Annotated in this window: 25 protein-coding genes; 1 reads left to right on the plus strand and 24 read right to left on the minus strand. The window is 54.9% G+C overall.

Translation table 11 applies throughout. The features are described from left to right. Nucleotides 1-51: 51 nt before the first annotated feature. From HYT31_02625 to HYT31_02670, 10 genes are all read right to left on the minus strand, one after another. Nucleotides 52-1,959 carry a DUF4012 domain-containing protein gene (locus HYT31_02625; GenBank protein ID MBI2050676.1) on the minus strand — a complete coding sequence of 636 codons (1,908 nt, stop codon included), beginning with the start codon at nt 1,957-1,959 and terminating at the stop codon, nt 52-54. Beyond that, nucleotides 1,952-2,773, minus strand: coding sequence for a glycosyltransferase family 2 protein (locus HYT31_02630; protein MBI2050677.1), 822 nt, complete (start codon nt 2,771-2,773; stop codon nt 1,952-1,954). The genes HYT31_02625 and HYT31_02630 overlap by 8 nt, the downstream gene beginning before the upstream one ends. Before the next feature lie 70 nt (nt 2,774-2,843). Beyond that, nucleotides 2,844-3,722, minus strand: coding sequence for a glycosyltransferase family 2 protein (locus tag HYT31_02635; GenBank protein MBI2050678.1), 879 nt, complete (start codon nt 3,720-3,722; stop codon nt 2,844-2,846). A 2-nt stretch (nt 3,723-3,724) separates the two neighbouring features. Then, nucleotides 3,725-3,943, minus strand: a complete 219-nt coding sequence (locus HYT31_02640) for a type II toxin-antitoxin system HicA family toxin (GenBank protein ID MBI2050679.1) — start codon at nt 3,941-3,943, stop codon at nt 3,725-3,727. Nucleotides 3,944-3,955: 12 nt separating this feature from the next. Continuing rightward, nucleotides 3,956-4,225 carry a type II toxin-antitoxin system HicB family antitoxin gene (locus HYT31_02645; GenBank protein ID MBI2050680.1) on the minus strand — a complete coding sequence of 90 codons (270 nt, stop codon included), beginning with the start codon at nt 4,223-4,225 and terminating at the stop codon, nt 3,956-3,958. Nucleotides 4,226-4,239: 14 nt separating this feature from the next. Next, nucleotides 4,240-5,763 (minus strand): O-antigen ligase family protein, encoded by a 1,524-nt coding sequence (locus tag HYT31_02650; GenBank protein MBI2050681.1) that lies wholly within the window; start codon nt 5,761-5,763, stop codon nt 4,240-4,242. 221 nt (nt 5,764-5,984) lie between these two features. Beyond that, a complete protein-coding gene (locus HYT31_02655; GenBank protein MBI2050682.1) occupies nt 5,985-6,407 on the minus strand; it encodes a hypothetical protein in 423 nt (140 codons plus the stop codon). Then, complete coding sequence (locus HYT31_02660) at nt 6,404-7,096, minus strand: hypothetical protein (GenBank protein ID MBI2050683.1); 693 nt, start codon at nt 7,094-7,096, stop codon at nt 6,404-6,406. Before HYT31_02660 ends, HYT31_02655 begins: the two co-directional genes overlap by 4 nt. A 149-nt stretch (nt 7,097-7,245) precedes the next feature. Further along, complete coding sequence (locus tag HYT31_02665) at nt 7,246-8,145, minus strand: glycosyltransferase family 2 protein (GenBank protein ID MBI2050684.1); 900 nt, start codon at nt 8,143-8,145, stop codon at nt 7,246-7,248. A gap of 340 nt (nt 8,146-8,485) precedes the next feature. Then, nucleotides 8,486-8,686 carry a hypothetical protein gene (locus HYT31_02670; protein MBI2050685.1) on the minus strand — a complete coding sequence of 67 codons (201 nt, stop codon included), beginning with the start codon at nt 8,684-8,686 and terminating at the stop codon, nt 8,486-8,488. Between the two features lie 316 nt (nt 8,687-9,002). On the opposite strand from HYT31_02670, the gene HYT31_02675 reads away from it, so the two are divergent. Then, nucleotides 9,003-9,245, plus strand: coding sequence for a hypothetical protein (locus tag HYT31_02675; protein ID MBI2050686.1), 243 nt, complete (start codon nt 9,003-9,005; stop codon nt 9,243-9,245). A gap of 58 nt (nt 9,246-9,303) precedes the next feature. Here the strand turns inward: HYT31_02675 and HYT31_02680 are convergent, their stop codons facing one another. The 14 genes from HYT31_02680 to HYT31_02745 form a co-directional block, all read right to left on the minus strand. Next, nucleotides 9,304-9,975: a glycosyltransferase family 2 protein gene (locus HYT31_02680; GenBank protein MBI2050687.1), complete on the minus strand. Its 672-nt coding sequence runs from the start codon at nt 9,973-9,975 to the stop codon at nt 9,304-9,306. Further along, complete coding sequence (locus tag HYT31_02685) at nt 9,972-11,012, minus strand: glycosyltransferase family 4 protein (protein ID MBI2050688.1); 1,041 nt, start codon at nt 11,010-11,012, stop codon at nt 9,972-9,974. The genes HYT31_02680 and HYT31_02685 overlap by 4 nt, the downstream gene beginning before the upstream one ends. Before the next feature lie 4 nt (nt 11,013-11,016). Continuing rightward, nucleotides 11,017-12,459, minus strand: coding sequence for a flippase (locus HYT31_02690; GenBank protein ID MBI2050689.1), 1,443 nt, complete (start codon nt 12,457-12,459; stop codon nt 11,017-11,019). A 28-nt stretch (nt 12,460-12,487) separates the two neighbouring features. Continuing rightward, nucleotides 12,488-12,922 carry a 30S ribosomal protein S9 gene (gene rpsI / locus HYT31_02695; protein ID MBI2050690.1) on the minus strand — a complete coding sequence of 145 codons (435 nt, stop codon included), beginning with the start codon at nt 12,920-12,922 and terminating at the stop codon, nt 12,488-12,490. Between the two features lie 4 nt (nt 12,923-12,926). Next, nucleotides 12,927-13,286 carry a 50S ribosomal protein L13 gene (gene rplM, locus HYT31_02700; protein ID MBI2050691.1) on the minus strand — a complete coding sequence of 120 codons (360 nt, stop codon included), beginning with the start codon at nt 13,284-13,286 and terminating at the stop codon, nt 12,927-12,929. A 19-nt stretch (nt 13,287-13,305) separates the two neighbouring features. Further along, nucleotides 13,306-13,656 carry a 50S ribosomal protein L17 gene (rplQ, locus tag HYT31_02705; protein ID MBI2050692.1) on the minus strand — a complete coding sequence of 117 codons (351 nt, stop codon included), beginning with the start codon at nt 13,654-13,656 and terminating at the stop codon, nt 13,306-13,308. A gap of 9 nt (nt 13,657-13,665) precedes the next feature. After that, the gene (gene rpoA, locus HYT31_02710) at nt 13,666-14,466 is read right to left on the minus strand and encodes a DNA-directed RNA polymerase subunit alpha (protein MBI2050693.1); all 801 of its coding nucleotides are present in this window, start codon (nt 14,464-14,466) and stop codon (nt 13,666-13,668) included. Between the two features lie 18 nt (nt 14,467-14,484). Beyond that, nucleotides 14,485-15,111 (minus strand): 30S ribosomal protein S4, encoded by a 627-nt coding sequence (gene rpsD / locus HYT31_02715; GenBank protein ID MBI2050694.1) that lies wholly within the window; start codon nt 15,109-15,111, stop codon nt 14,485-14,487. Between the two features lie 5 nt (nt 15,112-15,116). Continuing rightward, nucleotides 15,117-15,566, minus strand: a complete 450-nt coding sequence (rpsK, locus tag HYT31_02720; protein MBI2050695.1) for a 30S ribosomal protein S11 — start codon at nt 15,564-15,566, stop codon at nt 15,117-15,119. A gap of 7 nt (nt 15,567-15,573) precedes the next feature. Continuing rightward, nucleotides 15,574-15,969: a 30S ribosomal protein S13 gene (gene rpsM, locus HYT31_02725; protein MBI2050696.1), complete on the minus strand. Its 396-nt coding sequence runs from the start codon at nt 15,967-15,969 to the stop codon at nt 15,574-15,576. A 28-nt stretch (nt 15,970-15,997) separates the two neighbouring features. Continuing rightward, nucleotides 15,998-16,111 (minus strand): 50S ribosomal protein L36, encoded by a 114-nt coding sequence (gene rpmJ, locus HYT31_02730; GenBank protein MBI2050697.1) that lies wholly within the window; start codon nt 16,109-16,111, stop codon nt 15,998-16,000. Between the two features lie 6 nt (nt 16,112-16,117). Then, nucleotides 16,118-16,372 (minus strand): translation initiation factor IF-1, encoded by a 255-nt coding sequence (gene infA / locus HYT31_02735; protein ID MBI2050698.1) that lies wholly within the window; start codon nt 16,370-16,372, stop codon nt 16,118-16,120. Between the two features lie 170 nt (nt 16,373-16,542). Then, nucleotides 16,543-17,430 (minus strand): EamA family transporter, encoded by an 888-nt coding sequence (locus HYT31_02740; GenBank protein ID MBI2050699.1) that lies wholly within the window; start codon nt 17,428-17,430, stop codon nt 16,543-16,545. 49 nt (nt 17,431-17,479) lie between these two features. Continuing rightward, a complete protein-coding gene (locus HYT31_02745; GenBank protein ID MBI2050700.1) occupies nt 17,480-18,133 on the minus strand; it encodes a hypothetical protein in 654 nt (217 codons plus the stop codon). Between the last annotated feature and the right edge of the window lie 19 nt (nt 18,134-18,152).

Here is an 18,152-nt window from a genome sequence, read left to right on the forward strand (position 1 = left end):
GCCAAAAACGCCCCGTTCAGAACCTCTGCTCCCGCGCCGGGCCTGCCACTCTTACTTTGTGAGCGTGATGGTGCGGTCGCGAGCCAGGTCCCACGCGCCCTGCACGCGGTTGCCTGATTCTTTATCCAGAACTTTTTGGGGTTCTCTCCGGTTGATGTTGAAAGGTACGGCGAGGTCAAGTTCTAATTGATGAGGAGTTGTTCCTCCCTGCTTTTGAATATACAGCGAGTATCGGCCCTCGGCAATGCGGCTCGCGAGTTCTTTCGGCAAGGTATAGGTAAACGACAGAGTCTCCGAGGTGAGAGGCTCAATGGAAATGAACGTGCCGAACACAGTCTTTCCGTGCTCATCCGAAACCGCAACCGGCTCCTCGTTGCCCCGGGCCGCCACAAAGGTTGAGCCGCGGGGCACGTACAGCCGGGTGTAGGTCCGGTAGCGCGTGGTCTTCCAGTCAAAATCTCCGGTGTGCTCGTAGGTGACGGAAACCGTTGCGCTCATCTTCCCGTCCGCGCCCGGCGCTAATGCGTAGCTAATGGTTCGGTTGATGGCGGGATCGCTCTTGAGGCTGCCCAGATTGGCATCAACCACGAAAAAGTAATCCCCGTCCGCGGGCGCCACCTGGCCCGCCCACTGCATGCTCTCTGCCAGGCGCTGCGCTACTTCGTCCTCAAAGTACACCAAGAGCTGCCGTTCGCCCAAAGCATCAAGCACAATGGGCACGAGCAAACGAAGCTGGTCCAGAGACATACTGAATACCTTTTCCTTGAGCTCGCGGGCCACGTCATCAATGATCTCCTTGCGGTTGTAGATGGTAATGCCCTCGCCCTTAAACCCAAGCTCAACGTGGTACGCGAGCTCATCAATCAGGTTTTGCGAAGTGAATTCCTTGCCGTTGACCGCAATCGGCCCGAGCACGCCCATCAATTCCTCCACAACCGTAGGGGTCAGAGCAATCACCCCGTCAAACCGAGATACCGGGCCGCGCTCATCTTTGTAAAACTGGATTGCGCGGGCCGCTGATGTGGGGAAATCCGGATCCCAGTTTGAATCCCTCAAAAACCACTGCGACTGCTTGATGTACCGCTGCAAGGGCGCGGGAGGGATCTTTTCGTTGTATGCTTTGGCCGGCTCATCCAGGTTATACACGTTGTCTGTGGTAAACGAAACCACGCCCGCGTTGCGGACCCGCAACACGCCGTACGTGCCAATGAACCCGCCGGTCGGCCGCAGCTCTGTATTATTCTGCAGGAGCAGGAGGTACGTCTTTTCGCCGGGGTACCCAAGCACGCGCGGGGCAGCCCCAATCCACGGGGACATGCGGTTAAACACGGTCTGGCCCGCCAAGAGCTTTTCCGAGAGCTGGTTTATTTTTGAATTTATTGATGAAAACCGCGTAGTGCGGCGCGCGTCTTCCAAAAACACCAGCGCCAAACCGGTCTGGTTGGCAACGCGCTCCCAAAGCACGGTTGAATCGCTTATCGCTTTCAAAAAAGCGGCTTTATCCTGCTCTGTAAGCTCGCTAAAAGAATTAACGCTCGTCTCTGACAACAGGGGCACTCCCTCTGCCCACAGGATAACCGGCCGGGCAGACGCCAGCGAGAGCTTGCCCGCGGCGATGAGCGACCGGACGGACGCAGCTTCGTTTGAAACGAGCGGCAGGAGCGTAAATGGATACAGCTTGTCCAGGTCGCGCTCAAATTCGGAGAGATTGACTTCCGCCGCATCTAAAAGCGCTATGGTTCCCTGCCAGTCGCGGGCAGCTGCGGACGTTTTCAGGGGTTCCACCAGCCCGGCCATCTGCCGCGCATTACGGTATGCGTCTATCGCGAAATACCCGTAGTACACAACCAAAAACAGCGCAACCAGGCCCGCAGCCGCAATTCGCTGGTTTTTTTGGGGAACCAATTTCCGCATGCTCTCCCTGCTGAAATATGGCTTGAGGTCGGTAAGTTTAAGCATGGCGTTTTTCCGGCAGATTGAATCCCCACTTCCTAAAATATTTCAGGGCGCTCCCTAGATGTATCCAGGACATCTTGTTGAAGAACGATAAATAGAAATGGCTTGATACGGACGCGCGGCCGTGGTAGTGGATGATTTCCACATCCGAAAGGTACCGCACCTCAAAGCCTGCTTCCCAGAACCTGCGGCACCAGTCCGTGTCTTCCAGGAACAAAAAGAATCGCTCATCCATCAAGCCCACCTGTTTGATTGCCTCGCGCCGCGCGATCATGCACGAGCCCTGCACCCAGTCCACCTGCCGGTTGTCCGTGTGGTCCCAATCCATCATCAGGTACTTTTTGATTGCGCGCTGCGCGAACCCGAGCCGCGCAAGCGGCGTGCGGCGGTACATTAAAACCTGGGGCGAGGGGAAGCGGTACACAAAATACTGCAAGCTCCCGTCCGGCGAAAGCAATCGCGGACCCGCGATCCCGACGTTCGGGTTTGCGTCCATATAATCCGCCATTGCCTTGAGGGAGTTGTCCCAGATCACGATATCCGGATTCATGATGAGCGCATACCGCCCAGCCGAACGGCTGATGCCCAGATTATTGCCCGCGGAAAACCCCTTGTTCTCTTTAGACTCCAAAAGCTTGACCTGCGGAAACCGCGGCAAAATCTTTTCTTTGATATACGCAACCGACCCGTCCGTGGACGCGTTGTCCACGATGACAATTTCATAATCAAGATCCGCGGTATGTTGAACCATGCCCTTGATGCAGGGCAGGAGGAAATCCTTGGTGTTGTAATTAAGTATGATGGCTGACAGGTCCATATTTTCGGATGTCATTGCGAAGCGCCAATGAGGCGCTGAAGCAATCCTTGTCCCGAGCGAAGCGTGGGGATTATCGTCGCAATAGGGGTACGTATATAAATTTAAGCAGTTCGTACACGGCTACAAACGGCATGCGCCACCAGTCTCTCCATGAGAGATTTTTTTTGAGCATCAGCAAATGGTTCTTGTAACTCTCTTCTTTGGCCCAATCGTGCCGTGACTTCCTGTTACCTTTTGAGACCGCTCGTTGATGGAGAGCCATTGCTTTTATAGCTAGTCTTGATTCATAGCCCGTGCGATTTAGCCGCCAGGCAAGGTCAGCGTCCTCTTTGTACATCCAAAACCTCTCGTCAAAGATGCCGTACTTATCTTTGGCTGATTCCAAGGCCGAAAGCCTATAAAGCGCGCATGCCCCGGACACGCCCCAGACCCTCTCTGTGGGCTCAAATTTTGCGTTTTCAAGCTTGTTTTCGCCAGTATTGGCCACCTGGCCCCAAGGCAGTATTTTAATGCCCAGTGAGTCAATTATGCCAGATTTTTGGCCAAAAGGCAATATTTTATAGGTTTTGGGGGCTACCGCGGCTATCCGACTTCCCCCCCCTGTAATCAGGGGGGGATTAAAGGGGGGGTCTGCCTCCATTTTAGCAACCATCTCCTTGAGGCACCCTTCTTGCAGTTCCACATCCGGATTCAACACTAAAACATACGGCGCTGCGCACTCCGCAAATCCTTGATTGTGCGCCCTTGCAAATCCCTTGTTGTCGTTATTGGTGATGACGCGAACTTCGGGATGATATTTTCGAACCCAATCAAGTGTCCCATCTGTTGATGCGTTGTCAATCACAAGAATATCAAAATCAACACCCTGCTGTTTTGCGATTCCCCTAAACAGGCGCTCAAGGTGTTCTTGCGAATTGTGTGTAACAATCTGGATTTGAACTTTCGGCATAATCAAGAGTTAAGCAATTCAAAATACCGCTCCCTGCTCATGCCAGCGGTTTTGAGCAGGCCCTCTATGATATACACCGGAACCTGCCGATACATAGGGATGATGAGCGAACGCTTAGTGCCTGTCTTGTCATATACCAAATGGTCGCCCCTGGTTCTGATATGCGTGAAACCGTCCCGTACGAACACGTGCACCAGCTCCCTCCAATGTACCGGCGCCATCCTGGGCATACGCTAAATCGCCACGCTCATCTTTTCGTGCTTGACAATCTCCGGAGGTTTCCACTCTTGATCGTACGTAAAACCCAGTTCTTCTAGTACATCCTTAGTCGTACCTTTACGTTCTGTCTCCTCGAAAAAAATCTCCGTGACTTCCTGTATATTTTTCCAGGCTTCCTCGACTGTATACCCGCACGACGAAAGCTGCAACAAAGGAATGTGTGCCACATACATATCTCCTTCTTTCCAGATTTGGGTGTCCAGTTGCACAAATGATGACTGCATACGCCCACAGTATATCAAGTATCCTGCTTTTTATCAACCAACCCCGTCACCAACATCACGATGCTGATTCCTAAGGGATGGTTCAAGTACGGGCTTACGCCATGCGTGAGCACAACTGCAACAAGCCCGGCTAATGCGCCCAAGATGAAATAGTTCTTCTCGCGGCTCGCGATGCGCCAGCCGGACTTGAGGATGCGCCAGAGCAGATAGAGGTACGCGCCAACGCCGAGCAAGCCTATCTTCAGCCACATCTCCAACCAGCCCAGTTCAAAGGCCGTAGTGGTGTAATTTCCGTCCGGATTATTTTTTAGCACGCGCGGGTCTTGGGATTGGTAGGTCACGCTGGTCCCGAATCCTGCGCCGAGCACCGGATGGTTCTTGATTGATTCAAGCAATGGTCGGATTTGCGCATAGCGGGACGAAACCGCTGCTTCGCCCGTGAATTTCCCGGCGCGGTTTTTTATGAGGTCAGCGTCCGCGTTGCTTGGCGGAATCGGGAACTGCATGGCAACCACGACAAGCCCTAAAGCCAATACGCCCGTGCCCGCGGTGATGGCGACAAAACGCCCGATGGTTTTGATGCGCTTGGGCATTATGACGAACAGCGCGATAATTAAAGCGACAAACGCAATAACCATTGCCAGCCAAAAACTGCGCGAAAAACTTGCAATGATGGCAGCCAAAGACAATACCAACAATCCAATAGTCATTGCGAGGCCATAGGCCGAAGCAATCTTATTGTCGCCATAAGGCTTATTGCTTACATTAGGCTCCGTCTCGTTGTTAGGATTGCTTCGCTTCGCTCGCAATGACATAAAGAGAACACCGAGCAACATAAACACTCCGAACACCAGCCAAATCTGGGACTGCATAAAGATGCGCGAGAGAATGGCAGTGGGATCCACGTTTGTAATTTCCGCAAGATGGCTGGCTCGCGACCATGCATACAACACATCCTGCAATCCGAACAGTTCATGGCTGAAGATGTAAAACAAGATGACGGTCTTGGCCGCGAGGTATCCCATGGCCGCGGTTATGACAATGCCTACGCGCCGCAGAGCGTCAGACGAAGAGAGCACATCATACATCGGAAATATCAAGGCAAAATATAAATAATTGTTGGCATCCGAAAAAACCAATCCCAGTTCATTGCCGCGAAGTGCGCCCCATGCAATCCCCCAGCCGAGGATGACCGCAAGCGCCAAATAGGGTTTGAATAGTTTTGAATGTAAAAACTCAATCCTGCGCTTCTGCGCGGCGCGCGCTCCCCACGCCAGCATGACTGCAAGCCACAGCGCCATGCGGATTGACACCTCAAACCCGCCAATGGAAATTTCCAGCATCCTGCCGAATGAGCCAATCACCAGCTCACCAAAAACCAGCATCACCCCATGCTCAAGCCGGCGTATGGTCAAAACAATTGCGCTGACTGCAACAATGCCAAACAGCCACGCGCCTGTTTGCGGGGATGCGAATGACAGGAACGACAGCGCTTCAGCCAGAACTGCAAAAATGATTGAATATTTAAATAGAGTCATATGAGCGATTGTCATTGCGAGGAGGCGTACTCGCCAACGAAGCAATCTTATCAGCGCGATGAGGAGGGTCATAGTAAAGACATACCTAAACGCGACGTTAAGTTTGCTTCGCCCTTGAGTACAGGGTCTCGCAATGACAATGGTATCATACCTTTTTTGGGCAAAAAAAACAGGGGGATCTCTCAAGACTATCCGAGAGTCCCCCTTGATACGCCGCAGGGCTACTTGCCCTTACTCCTCTTCTTTCCGCCTCCCTTGGACGCGATCAATCCTGCAATCCCACCCGTGATGGTTCCGGGTTTGGGATGGGCCTCGTCCTGCTGGGAGTGACTATGGGATGCGCCACTACCCTGCGATTTGGGCGACGGGGATGTTGGCTGTGCCCGCTTTGAACGGTCACTGGGCCGGCGCACCCTGGCCGTGTCATTCGGCGGGCCAAGCACGAGCTTCCACACCTGGACGTTGCCGCGGCCCAGACAGACCGTGCATTGGGGCGGCGCAAGCTGCAAGTCAACTTCAGCTTCATCCAGAACTGCCTGTACTTGCGGCCGCAACTTGGCGCACACCTTTTTGCACAAGCACTTGCCACTGCCTTTGCAGTGTTCACACAGCTTTGGCGTGGACACTGGTTGCCTGATTCTCATCTCGCCGCCTCCCCATGCTCGCACAGACGCATGGTGGAAACCGCCTCCGCCTGCACAGCCTGTTTGACGCACGGGAGAACGAGGCGAAGCCTGAACCTGGCGAACCACACGAAGCCGAACTCGAACCGGTCGACGTCCACGTAAAGCCTCTCGCGGTCGCCGAAGTAGAAGAAGGCGATGAAGAAGTTTCCTCCCGACTTGAAGAGAAAGAACGTCGCATGCCCGTCGGTGCGGAGCCAGCCGCGGTACTTCCTGATAAAGCCCACAATCTGGCTCTGGGTCAGGCAGAGGCGGCCGGTATCAGCGGAGACCGAGCCGAACATCTGGCCGAACGTCGCGTCGCGAGCCAGTCTATAGACAGCAACCGGCGCGGCTGCTGTCGGGCCGCTCGCCTCGTTCGCACCCCAGTTGACGAAGTCCGGGTCAATGCCGCCGGTAAAAAGGTCCGTGGCGCCGGGGATGGTCTCCTGCCCGTCCGTCTCGTCTATGACGAGCGTCTTGCCGCCGGAGATGAGGCGGAGAATGGGCTCGACCCCCAATGACCCGAACCGGCCTTCGTGGAATGCCTGCAGGGCAGCGAGCGCCCGCTCCGGATCGTACGGATACTCATCCTGCCCGAGCTGGCGCAGGATTTCTCCGAGCCGCCTGCTTGCGGTTCTCTGCTGATCGCCGGTGAGAATGTATCCCACGACAATCCTCCCTCTTGTAATGGCTTATACTCGCCAGCACCCCATGTGCCGACAAATACTCGCCGGTATGAAAAGATCTACCACCCGTGAATAGCCACGGCGCTTCTGCCTCATTAATTGAGGCAATAATCTATAATACCACTTCCCCACTACTTCGTCAAGTAGCGCCAGGCGCTACGGAAAAACCACCACTGCTTTTGGACGGTTCCCGCCTGGCCGAATGACTGTCCTCCATGGTGGATGATGGACGTGCCGGGCCAGTACACTACTTTGAAGCCCGCACGCTTGGCGCGGCGGCAGAAATCAACCTCCTCAAACCAGATAAAGTACTTGTCATCCAGCGCTCCCACCCCCCCTTTGTCCCCCCCTCGGGCAGGGGGGGAAAGCTTTTCTATCGCACTGCGCCGGATGCACATAAACGCGCCCATGACCTGGTCCGCCTCTGACTCACGGGCATAGTCAAAATCTTTTGCCAGATAATAATTCAACAAAGATGGAAACAGTTTGTACAGTTTGAAAAATATAATTGCGATGTCGCGCACACGCGGAAACCGCCGCACCGAGGGCTGGAGTGTGCCGTCCGGATTCAAGAGCTTGCATCCCAGAACGCCAATGGAGGTATCGCTCTCCATCTTATCAAACACCTTCTTGAGCGAGTTCTCGGTGAATTCGGTGTCCGGGTTCAGTAATAAAACATATTTCCCGGATGATTCTTTGATGGCGATATTGTTTGCCGCGGCAAAACCTAAATTTTTTGAATTACGAATCAGCTTGATTGTCATCCCGAGGGGGTATTCGCCCCCGAGGGATCCCTTGTACGTTCCATTTGCAGGCTGTAAGGGATTCCTCCACTCCGCTCGCCTTCGGCTCGCTTCGGTCGGAATGACATCAAAATTACTCTCCAGCATCTCCACTGTTCCATCGGATGACGCATTATCAACCACAATCACCTCAAAACCAACGCCTGCAGTATATGCATATAAAGACTCCAGGCACTTCTCCAAAAGGCCTTTTACGTTCCAGGATATGATGATGACCGAGATATCCATACACCAGCACAGTAGCATATTTCGGGAATAAAGGGCATTAACCCTATGTTAGCTCCTCGGCTCGGAAATGAAAAGAGTACTTTTCATTTCACTCGCTCTACGTCGCTAATAAAAAAAGAGGCCGCCCGGAAAATCCGACCGAGCGGCCCTGCCTCACCTTTCCAGGCTTCATCGCGTCACCGCGAGATCGCCGCAAGCGCGACGATGAGCAAGAGCACGGCCACAAAGAGAACACCAGTGCCGCCGTAATGGCAGAACCAGCTGTCCAGCCAGTTCCATATTCTGTCGCATTTTCTGCATTCCACGGCTCACCTCCGCCTTGTGGGCTAATAAGGAAACCCTAGCTTCGGACATACACCGCGCCGGCGAAAAAGCCCGAGTAGATGAACGCCAAAAACCAGTACGGAACCCCGCCGGTGATTGTCTTGAAGACCGGCAATGAAAGGACGAAAAACACGGCCCACATTCCGGCCGTGATGGCCAGCTTCACGGTCCGCGCGCTCATCCCTGCCCCCTTTGCTGGCGAATATGGAACCTGCATACCAGCACGACGGCGACAAGCGCCGCCGAAATGGATATTACAAGCCAGGCATACATGGCTCAACCCTCCCTTTCTGACTAGAAATCCAGTTTCCTATCGCGCCCGTGCCGCCCATGCCCAGCAGAATACCGCCCGCGCACAGCATTATGGTGTTAGCCAACGCTTGCCTCCTCGAGTGAAAGTCGCTTTTTCATTTCAAGGAGCAAAACCGCCTCCTCGGTATATAGTTACACTACCTCTAATTTTTGACTTTGCCAAGACAAAAGAGGTATGCTTGTATCAATCGTTCATATCCCCATTACGAAAGAGGAAACAGGTGGATAAACACGAACGAGAACGGCATTGCGAAACCGCGAAGCGGCTGTACGCAGGAAGGCGCGTAAGCGTCACGTCCCGGGACTTCACTGAACCAGTAGTGCTGGACGTGCTCCGCGCGAACTCCAACCGCGGGTGCCCGTTTCAAGAGTTGTACTCCTTGTACGGCATAGACGTGCCAGGAGGCTTTGTTCGGGAGGTGGGGTTCTGGGAGGGAGACACATGCATCAACGTCATCGGCTGACCGCACGAATGCGGAAGCCAAAAAGGGCGGCTGCTCTCAAAGAGATGCGGCCGCCTCTTCACGTCAGGCTATGTTTTTGTTTGATCCGAGAAATAGCTGCCTGGTATTGTTTTACTTTTCTTCCAACGCCGAGTTTAGTCAAAAACGACGGCATCCAGGCGGACATGGTGCCGCCGGGCTTGACGGTAAACAGCGCCTCATCAATCCACTTCCCGACGTGCCCCTGCTCCAGCATAGTAAGCCACAAATCCCAATCTTGCAAGCGCTTGAGCGACTCGTCAAATCCCGGAAAGTGCTCCCGCCGCATAAGTGATGTGGTGTGGATATAGGGCATCTCGCGGAGCTTGTCCGCGCTGAACTCCCAGAGCCTGAACTTTTTCCATCCGAACTTGAATGATGAGTATGCGTACGACACACCCGGGTTCTCATCAAGAACTTTTGACATTTTGGACAGCATGCCCGGCCGCATGACCACGTCCGCGTCGCAGAAGAGGATGTATTGGCCGGTTGATTCTTTGAACCCGCGATTGCGCGCTGATGGAGCTCCTCTGTTCTCCTGCCGGATGACGCGAATGCTCGCGACATCGCTGACTGGCTCCCGCGACCCATCATCAACGATAATAATTTCAAAATTTTGAAATGTTTGATTTTTTATGGATTGCAAACATTGCGCAAGCTCTTTGGCGTGGTTATAGACGGGGATGATAATGGAAATTATGGGTGAGTTCATATTTCTGTTTTCTGATAACCGTTTTCTATCTGCGTAATAATTGCCTCCGCAATCTGCCCGATATTACCCGGCTCAACCAAAACGCCATTATCCCCCACGGCCTCGGGCACGCCGCCCACGCGTGACCCTATGACGGGTTTATTAAACATCTGCGCTTCTTTGTACACAATGCCATAGCCCTCAAAATCATTGGGATCGTCTGTGGGGGTGAGTATAAAGCAATCGCAGGCCGAGAGCCAGGCATACTTCTCCTCATCGCTCACTTCGCCGGTGAACATAACGTGTCCGCCCCGGCTGGACAGTTCCAGCTCCCGCCTCTCTGTTCCATCGCCGACCACCACGTACACGAGCTCCGGAACAATCTTCCAAACCTCGCGCAATGAGCGCAACACAACATCAATCCCCTTTCGCTTTACCAGGCGGCCGACCGAAAGCAGGATCGGCCGTGCGCCGAGCGCGTACTTTTGGCGGAGTTCGGCTGCATGCGCCCGGTAGCGGGCGGGGTCAACCTTCGGAACGCGCGGGTAAGAAACGCGCGCGCGTGAAGGGTCAATGCCGTATTTTAGAAGCAATTGGCTCGTTGCACGGCTGTTCGCAATAATCTCGGAAGCTTCGCGCAGAATCCTTGATGCCCACCATCGCTTCCAGGCTGAACGCCGCGCCATCACCAAATCAAGGCCGTGCACGTACACGCGATACGGAATTTTGAATCTCCACTTCCACCACAAGGCGGCATAGCCAATAGGCAGGATATGGGAAATCCAGAGATAATCAGGCCGACCACCCCCTAACCCCCTCCTGGATACAGGAGGGGGAATCGCGCGCCACAACAATGGCAGCCAGTGCGGCCACTTGTCCCAGAAATGCTCCTCGGCCCTCATGACCCGAACCAACTCGCGTGACGCGCCAACTTCGCCGGCGAGATAGGTCGCAACCCCGCCATATTTCGGGGCCCCCAGCGATTCCTGCGGAATCGTCTGGGGTAAACTCGGCGGGTACTCAAGCGTGAGCAGCAAGGGATGTTTTCTGTTCGGCATAGCGCTAGCGGCTGACCACGGATTTGAGCCACTGCCAGTCCTCTGACGTGTACGCGCGCAGGAGGAGGAGCAGCATGCCGTACAAGATGATCGCAACCGGGATGATGATGAGGAACGAGTACTCGCCCCGCAGATAGAGCACTACTTGCCCCATGAGAGCGGACGCAGCAACAATTTTAACGAGGCTTACTGCGAACCGCGCCGTGAATGTGGGGACGATATGGCGCGAGCGCACCCAGCCCAAGAACACAATCAAGATGCTGCAGAAGAGCGAGGCGTACACAGCCCCTAAAAATCCGTACAGCGGAATCAGGATCAGGTTTAAGCCCACGAACGCGGTTAACTGGATGCACCGGTTTACGGTGTTGGCGCGCTCGTTGCCGGTCGCGTTCAAGAGCGACCCGAACGGGAACTCAACGTACAAGAACACCACGGCCCAGATGAGTATCTTGAGCGCAGGAATGGAAGCGCTAAACTCGGGCCAAATCACGGTGATGATGGGATCCGCGAGCAGGTAGATGCCCACCGCAATGGGCAGGCTCACCGAGAAGAGGAGCTGCAAAGTCCGGGAAAAGATTGACTGCAGGCGCTCCTCTGATTCAACCGCATAGCGCGACATGGCCGGGTACACGGCCGCGGTGATGGCGAGCGCCACAAACGGGAACGTGAACACGATTTTCGCGGGAATGGCGTACAGGCCGACTGCCTCATCACCCACTAAGTTCTTAATCAAAATTGAATCAATGGTGTTGTACGCCTTAATGAACCCGGCAGCCAAAAAAAACGGGGCCGCGCGCTCCATCCACTCCCGCGCAAGGGGCACGTTAATGCGCAGCCGGAAATCCAATGTTGTTTTGCGCTTGATGAGCACTGCGGAAAATATGACGTGGAACAAGCTGCCTGCCCCGATCACCAGAAGCAATGCGCGCAAGTCGGATGTTTTGGAAACCACAAAAAGCCCTGCCCCAAAAATGATGATCTGGAATATAACCGTTCCAAGCGCTTCGTAGAACAGGTTCTGCCGGGCGCGGAATACGGCGTAAAAGTAGGCGGTGAACGCGTCCATCACCATGATGACCGAGGTGATGGCGAGCAGGATCCGCAGTTCGCGCCCGTACCCCAGGGCCAACGTTACTCCGTGGAGCGCCAAAATGGCGGCAAACGCCAAAAACATCCGGATGCCGAAGAGCGCGGTAAAGCGCTCTTTCTGCTTTGCGGGGTCCTGGCTGAACGTGCGTATGGCGAGCGGCACAATCCCGAAGTCAGCCACCAGGGAAAAAAATGCGGCAAACGAGAGCGCGAAAATGTAGGCGCCGAGCAATTCGGGCCCCAGGGCGCGCGCGAGCACGCTGAAGTACCCAAAGGAAAGGATTTTTTGGAACACCAGAGCCGCGGTGTACACGGCGCCCGAACGGGCGACTTGTTTGGGGTGGTGCATCTGCGGCATACTGCTATACTAGCACCTTTTTGAGAGATTACCGCTTTGACCACTGCGGGCTGCGGCGCGCGCGCTTCTTGCCCGGCTTCTTGCGCTCCTTGACCCTGCGGTCAACCGTCATAAATCCCGCGGCGCGCAGCGCGGGCTTTAATTCCGCGTTATGCGAAACGAGCGCGCGCGCAATGCCCAGGCGCACCGCTTCGGCTTGGCCGTGGGCTCCGCCCCCGAACACGGACGCGTTTACGTCGTAGGCCTTGTCCGTGCCCAGTGCGGAAAGCGAAGCCCGGGCGATGTCTGCAAGGTCAGGCCGCGGAAAGTAATCCGAAAGCTCGCGCTTGTTCACCACGAATTTTCCGCTGCCGCGCACGTAGAGCTGTACGGAGGCGCTGGCGCTCTTCCGGCGGCCGATGCCGCGGATGTACTTGCGGCCCTTAAACTGGTTCTTCTCGCTTGTCTTTTCTTCGGTAACCATCTTATTATTCTTTCGCCCCTCTAATGGCTAATCGCTTGATCATGCTCTTGCGCAGGGAGTTCTTGGGCAGCATGCCGTACACGGCGCGCTTGAGCACTTCTTCGGGACGGCGGTTCAAAAGCTGGCGGAGGCTCTCGCTCCTCAAGCTCCCCGGGCGCCTGGTAGGGCGAAAGTAGAGCTTTTGGTCCATCTTGTCGCCGGTGATTCTCATCTTGGCGTAATTTTCAACCACCACGGCATCGCCGCAGTCTTGATACGGCACGTACGAAGCCTTGTTTTTTCCCATGAGCAGCCGGGCCGCCTGGGAGGCGATCCTGCCCAAGGGAATTCCGGATGCGTCTATGGTGTGGGTGGTGCGCTGCATATCGCTCGCTCTATGTCGCCTATACGAATGAAATGATAGCCTGCAGGCCGGAGTCGCCCGGCCGAGGGGTGGTTTTGCGGATCCGCAGGTACCCGCCCGGGCGGCCCTTATACTTGGGGCCGATAACCTCAAACAGCTTTTTGACGGCCCGCTTGTTGGCCAGGGAAATGACGGCCCTGCGGCGGCGCGCCACCGAATCGTCCGCGGCGCTCGTCACCAGTTTTTCCGCGTACGGGCGCAAAGCCTTTGCCTTTGCTTCCGTGGTTTCAATTGAATCGTACAGCACCAAGCTCGCCGCAAGCTGGCGCAAGAGCGCGCGCCGCTGCGAAGCGGTACTCCTCAATTTATTGGCTTTTTTCTGGTGCCGCATATCTGATGCTTATTCTTTGGCCTCCTCCTCTTTCGCGCCTGCTTCTCCGGATCCCGGCTCCTCTGGTTCGGCTTCATCCGCGGCTTCCGAATCATCATCACCGGATTCCATAAGCGCATCAAATTCGCTCACCAGCTTAAAGTGGCCGGAAAGGATGCCCGCGGCCTGCTTAACCGCGTCCGAAACCGTAATCGTGCCGTTCGTTTCAATCTGCATGATGATTTTATCGTAATCGGTCCGGTCCCCCACGCGCACGTTGTCCACCTGGTAGCCCACCTGGTGCACGGGCGTGAAGATAGAATCAATGGCAATGGCGTTCACCTCCAAGTGCTCCTCTTTGCCGCGCGATTCCACGGTGTCATACCCGCGGCCGGGCCGCACCCACAACGCCATATCCACGGACGCAGCTTTATCGGTGAGCGTCATGATGACTTGGTCCGGGTTCGCGATCTCAATGTCGCTCGACTTCTCAATGTCGCCGGCGGTCACGGCCTGCTCTCCGGAGACGTTCAGCTTGAGCAAAACGGACTCGTTTGAAAAACTTTTGAGGTTCACGCGCTTCAAATTCAGCGAGATGTCCACCACGTCTTCTTTTACGTACTCAATGCTCGTAAACTCATGGGTCGCGCCCTTGATCTTGAATGCGTAAATCGCGGCTCCAGGCAGGGATCCGAGGAGCACGCGCCGCAAGGCGTTGGCAAGGGTCGGGCCGTATCCCGGATACAGCGGCTCAATGGTGAGTTCGCCCGCAAACTCGCTGCCGTCTCTCGGCGCAACCTTTATTTTTTTGGGGAGTGGAATAGATTCCATAGCTGTAGTTTAAAAAAATTATCTGGAGTAAAATTCAACGATTCTGCGGACGTTGATCTCGCGGCGCGGCTCGGTGACGTCGGGAAGAGCCACTACCGCGGCTTCGGCTTCGGCCGTGCGGCTAAGCCAGGAAGCGGGAGTGCGGTTGATTGCTTTCACTGCTTCCGAAAAACGCGGATTCTTCGCAACCCGGTCTATAACCGTGATGGCGGCGCCCACAGGCACGAGCATGGAAGGGGTGCTCGCCTTTTTGCCGTTTACCCGAATGTGGCCGTGGTTCACCATCTGCCGCGCCGCGGGCCGCGTTTTTGCAAATCCCAGGCGGTACACCACGTTATCCAGCCTGCTTTCAAGCATGCCGAGCATCACGTCGCCCGTGTCCCCTTGGGCGCGGATGGCTTTTTGGTAGTAATTGCGGAACTGGCGCTCCAGAATGCCGTACATGCGCTTGGCTTTCTGTTTTTCCCGGAGCTGTATGCCGTAGTTGGAGACTTTGGCGCGCAAACCGCGCGGGCCGTGCATGCCCGGAAAATAGCTCTTGCGCGAAAGCGGCGATTTGGCGGTTCCGGCCTTATCCAAATCCGGGTGCAAATCAACCCCCTCTCTGCGCGAACGCTTGTATTTTGGCGATAGGTCTCGTGCCATACTGGTTAGACTCTGCGCGGCTTTTTGGCGCGCGGGCCGTTGTGCGGCACCGGCGTCTTGTCTTTAATTGATTGGATGGCTAATCCCAAGCCCGAAAGCGCGCGGATTGCTGCGTCCCGCCCCATGCCCACGCCCTTCACCACCACGTCAACCTGGGATAATCCGGATTGTTTCACGAAATCAGCGAGCCCGCGCACCACCACTCCGGCTGCGTACGGGGTAGATTTCTTTGGCCCCTTGAATCCCGCTTTGCCCGAGGAAGCCCAGGCAACCACGTTGCCGGTTCCGTCCGCAATGGAAACCATAGTGTTGTTGTAGGTAGCATTCACGTAGGCAACCCCTTTTTTGAGGGAAACCTTGGACTTCTTCTTGCGCTTGGGAGCGGCCTTTGCTTTGGAACCGGACTTCTTCGGCGTCGGCGCAGGAGTAACTGGATTTTGTGCTTCTTCGGTCATAGGGGGTTTAGGTCTTCTGGGCTGTCGGCTTCTTGCCGCTGGTTGCAGTCTTGCGCACGTTTCCGCGCACGGTCCGGGAGTTGGTCTTGGTGCGCTGGCCGCGCACGGGCAAGTGCCGGCTGTGGCGCAAACCGCGCCAGGTTCCGATCTCTTTCAAACGCTTGATGTTCCCATGCACCAGCCGCACCAAATCTCCCTCTAGCACAATCTTGTTGCCGTCAATCACGGTGCGGATGCGGTTCACCTCTTCCTCGGTCAAATCCTTGCACCGCTTGGATTCGCCAATGTTGGCGCTCGCAAGCACTTTCCCGCTCGTTCTGCGGCCAATGCCCTTGAGGTAGGAGAGGGCGACCACAATCCGTTTGTTGTCCGGGAGCGTTACTCCCGCAATGCGTACTGCCATTCTTCGTCTAAAACTTACATAATTATTCTTAACCCTGCCGCTGCTTATGCTTCGGGTTCTTGCAAATCACGACCAGGCGCCCCTTGCGGCGCACCACCTTGCAGTCTCTGCAGATCTTTTTTACCGAAGCGCGAACTTTCATACTGTTTTAATACCGATAGGTAATCCTGCCTTTGCCCGTGTCATAGGGGCTCATCTCCACCTTGACCTTGTCAAACGGGAGCAGGCGAATTTTAAACATCCGCATCTTGCCCGAGAGATGGGCAAGGATTTCGTGCCCGTTCTCCAGCTCCACCTTAAAGGTCGCGTTGGGAAGCAATTCCAGAACCTGGCCGTCTACCTCAATAAATCCCTTGCGGTTTACATTAAATCCCTGGGGCTCGGCCGTATTTTTTTGATCCATGAAAAATCAAGTAAAAAGAAACCATTCAAGAGCTTTCGCTCTTAAGATAAGCCTATCAGTAAGCTCACTTTTTGCTTGGTATATAGGCGTTTATAGGTATGGTTATACTAATAGAGTCTTTGAATAGTGTCAAGGGCTCCCTTGTGGGAAGCCAAAATGCCCGGTTTTGGCTAGGCCACCAGGAGCACGCCCGCGAACATCAGGGCAATGGCCGCGAATTTCTGTACGAGCACCCTGCGGCCTGCCTCCTCATGCAGGATGCGCGGGAACCAGGCGCTTAGAATCACGGCATAGAGCAGGACAAAAAACGGCTGGGTTGATGCGAGCGCATTCACCAGGGTGATGTACCCGCCCAAGGCCGCAAACATAAAAATAAAGCTCGCGGCAAAATCCATGGACTCTATGCACCCGAGGATGATGAATACTTTTTTCCCGTGTTCTTTTGCGGTAGCGCGGATATCCGGGTAAGCTCTGATGAGCAGGGGGATAAGGACAATAGTTTGCCCCGCGTACATATAAAAAAGAGCCGTCCAGTACCCTGCCGCATCCAACAAGTATTTAGTGGCAATATTGCCAATGGCAACCAACACCGCGCAGAGCGCCATAAGCCAGAAAGCCTTATTCGGGGTCATGCGCCTGCCCGCGGCTTTTGGGGAAAGCAGCAGTGCGCCGAGCACAATGGCCGCGATTCCGAGGTATGTTTTTCCGGTAAAAAGTTCATTGAGAAAAATACCGGCAAGCAGTGCCGTAAAGAGCGGCACCACGTGGAGCAAGGGCGCAATGCGGGATATTTCCTCTGCTGTAATGGCATTAAAATAAAAAATTCCTGCAATCATATACAGGGCGCCGCCGGCCATGCCCAAAAGCCCGAGGTTCCGGGGAACCTCTTCAACGGTCCCCGAAAGCAACAGGACAAGAGCCGTGGTTCCGGCAAAAACCAAGGAGAGCGAAAACATCACCAGCGGATTTTTTACGTACCTGCTGACGACGTGCTTGTCCAGCACATTCACCCCGGCCCACAGCGCGGCGGATAGAATTGCAAAAAACTGCCAAGCCATTTAATTTAATTTGAAGTGAATGTATTTTCCAAATTTTACGTCTTGCATGCTATTTCTTGTTACGCATATCCATAAGATACATGTCCTTTTGGGTGCGGTATACCAGGACGAATGAATATGCAAAGAGGAGCGCGGCAAGGTAGGGCAAGGCTTTTTCAAACCACGGAACGCCAAGGTATATGATGCCCGCATTCAAAAGGATGATGGCAAGCCGGTACTCTGTGGGCCCGAACCCCAGGGACCCGATTTTGAACGCGTTGTACGCTGAAAACGAGAGAAAGGTGCTTACCGGGATGATGGTGCACGCGATGAAGAAGATGAAAAGCGCAAGCAGCGCGGATGCATCAACCAAGAGCGCATACCCGATGAATACGCTAGCCGCGAACACAAAGTCCAATAGGTGGTCCGTGTAAAATCCCCAGCGCGCAAAACCGGAATTCCGGTAGCGACCAACAGCGCCATCCAGAGAGTCAGTGAGCCAGTGCAGTACCATGATGCCGGACGCGGCCCAGAGCCACCGGATGTCTGCCGCGGCCCAGTAAGAAAACCAGATAATGCCAGCGCTCCATGCAAGCGAAGCAAGGGTCAAATTCACGCCGTTCAAAAACCGCGGCGCTCGCGGCGCCATTGCGCCTACCAGCTTGTGCTCCCACGCGCTCAAGATGGAGGTGTTGATTTTCTTGTTTCCGTCAAACAGTTCCATAGTACCACCCCCTTGCCCC

Source organism: Parcubacteria group bacterium, assembly GCA_016181765.1.
Lineage (GTDB): Bacteria > Patescibacteriota > Patescibacteriia > UBA2169 > UBA2169 > CG10-46-32.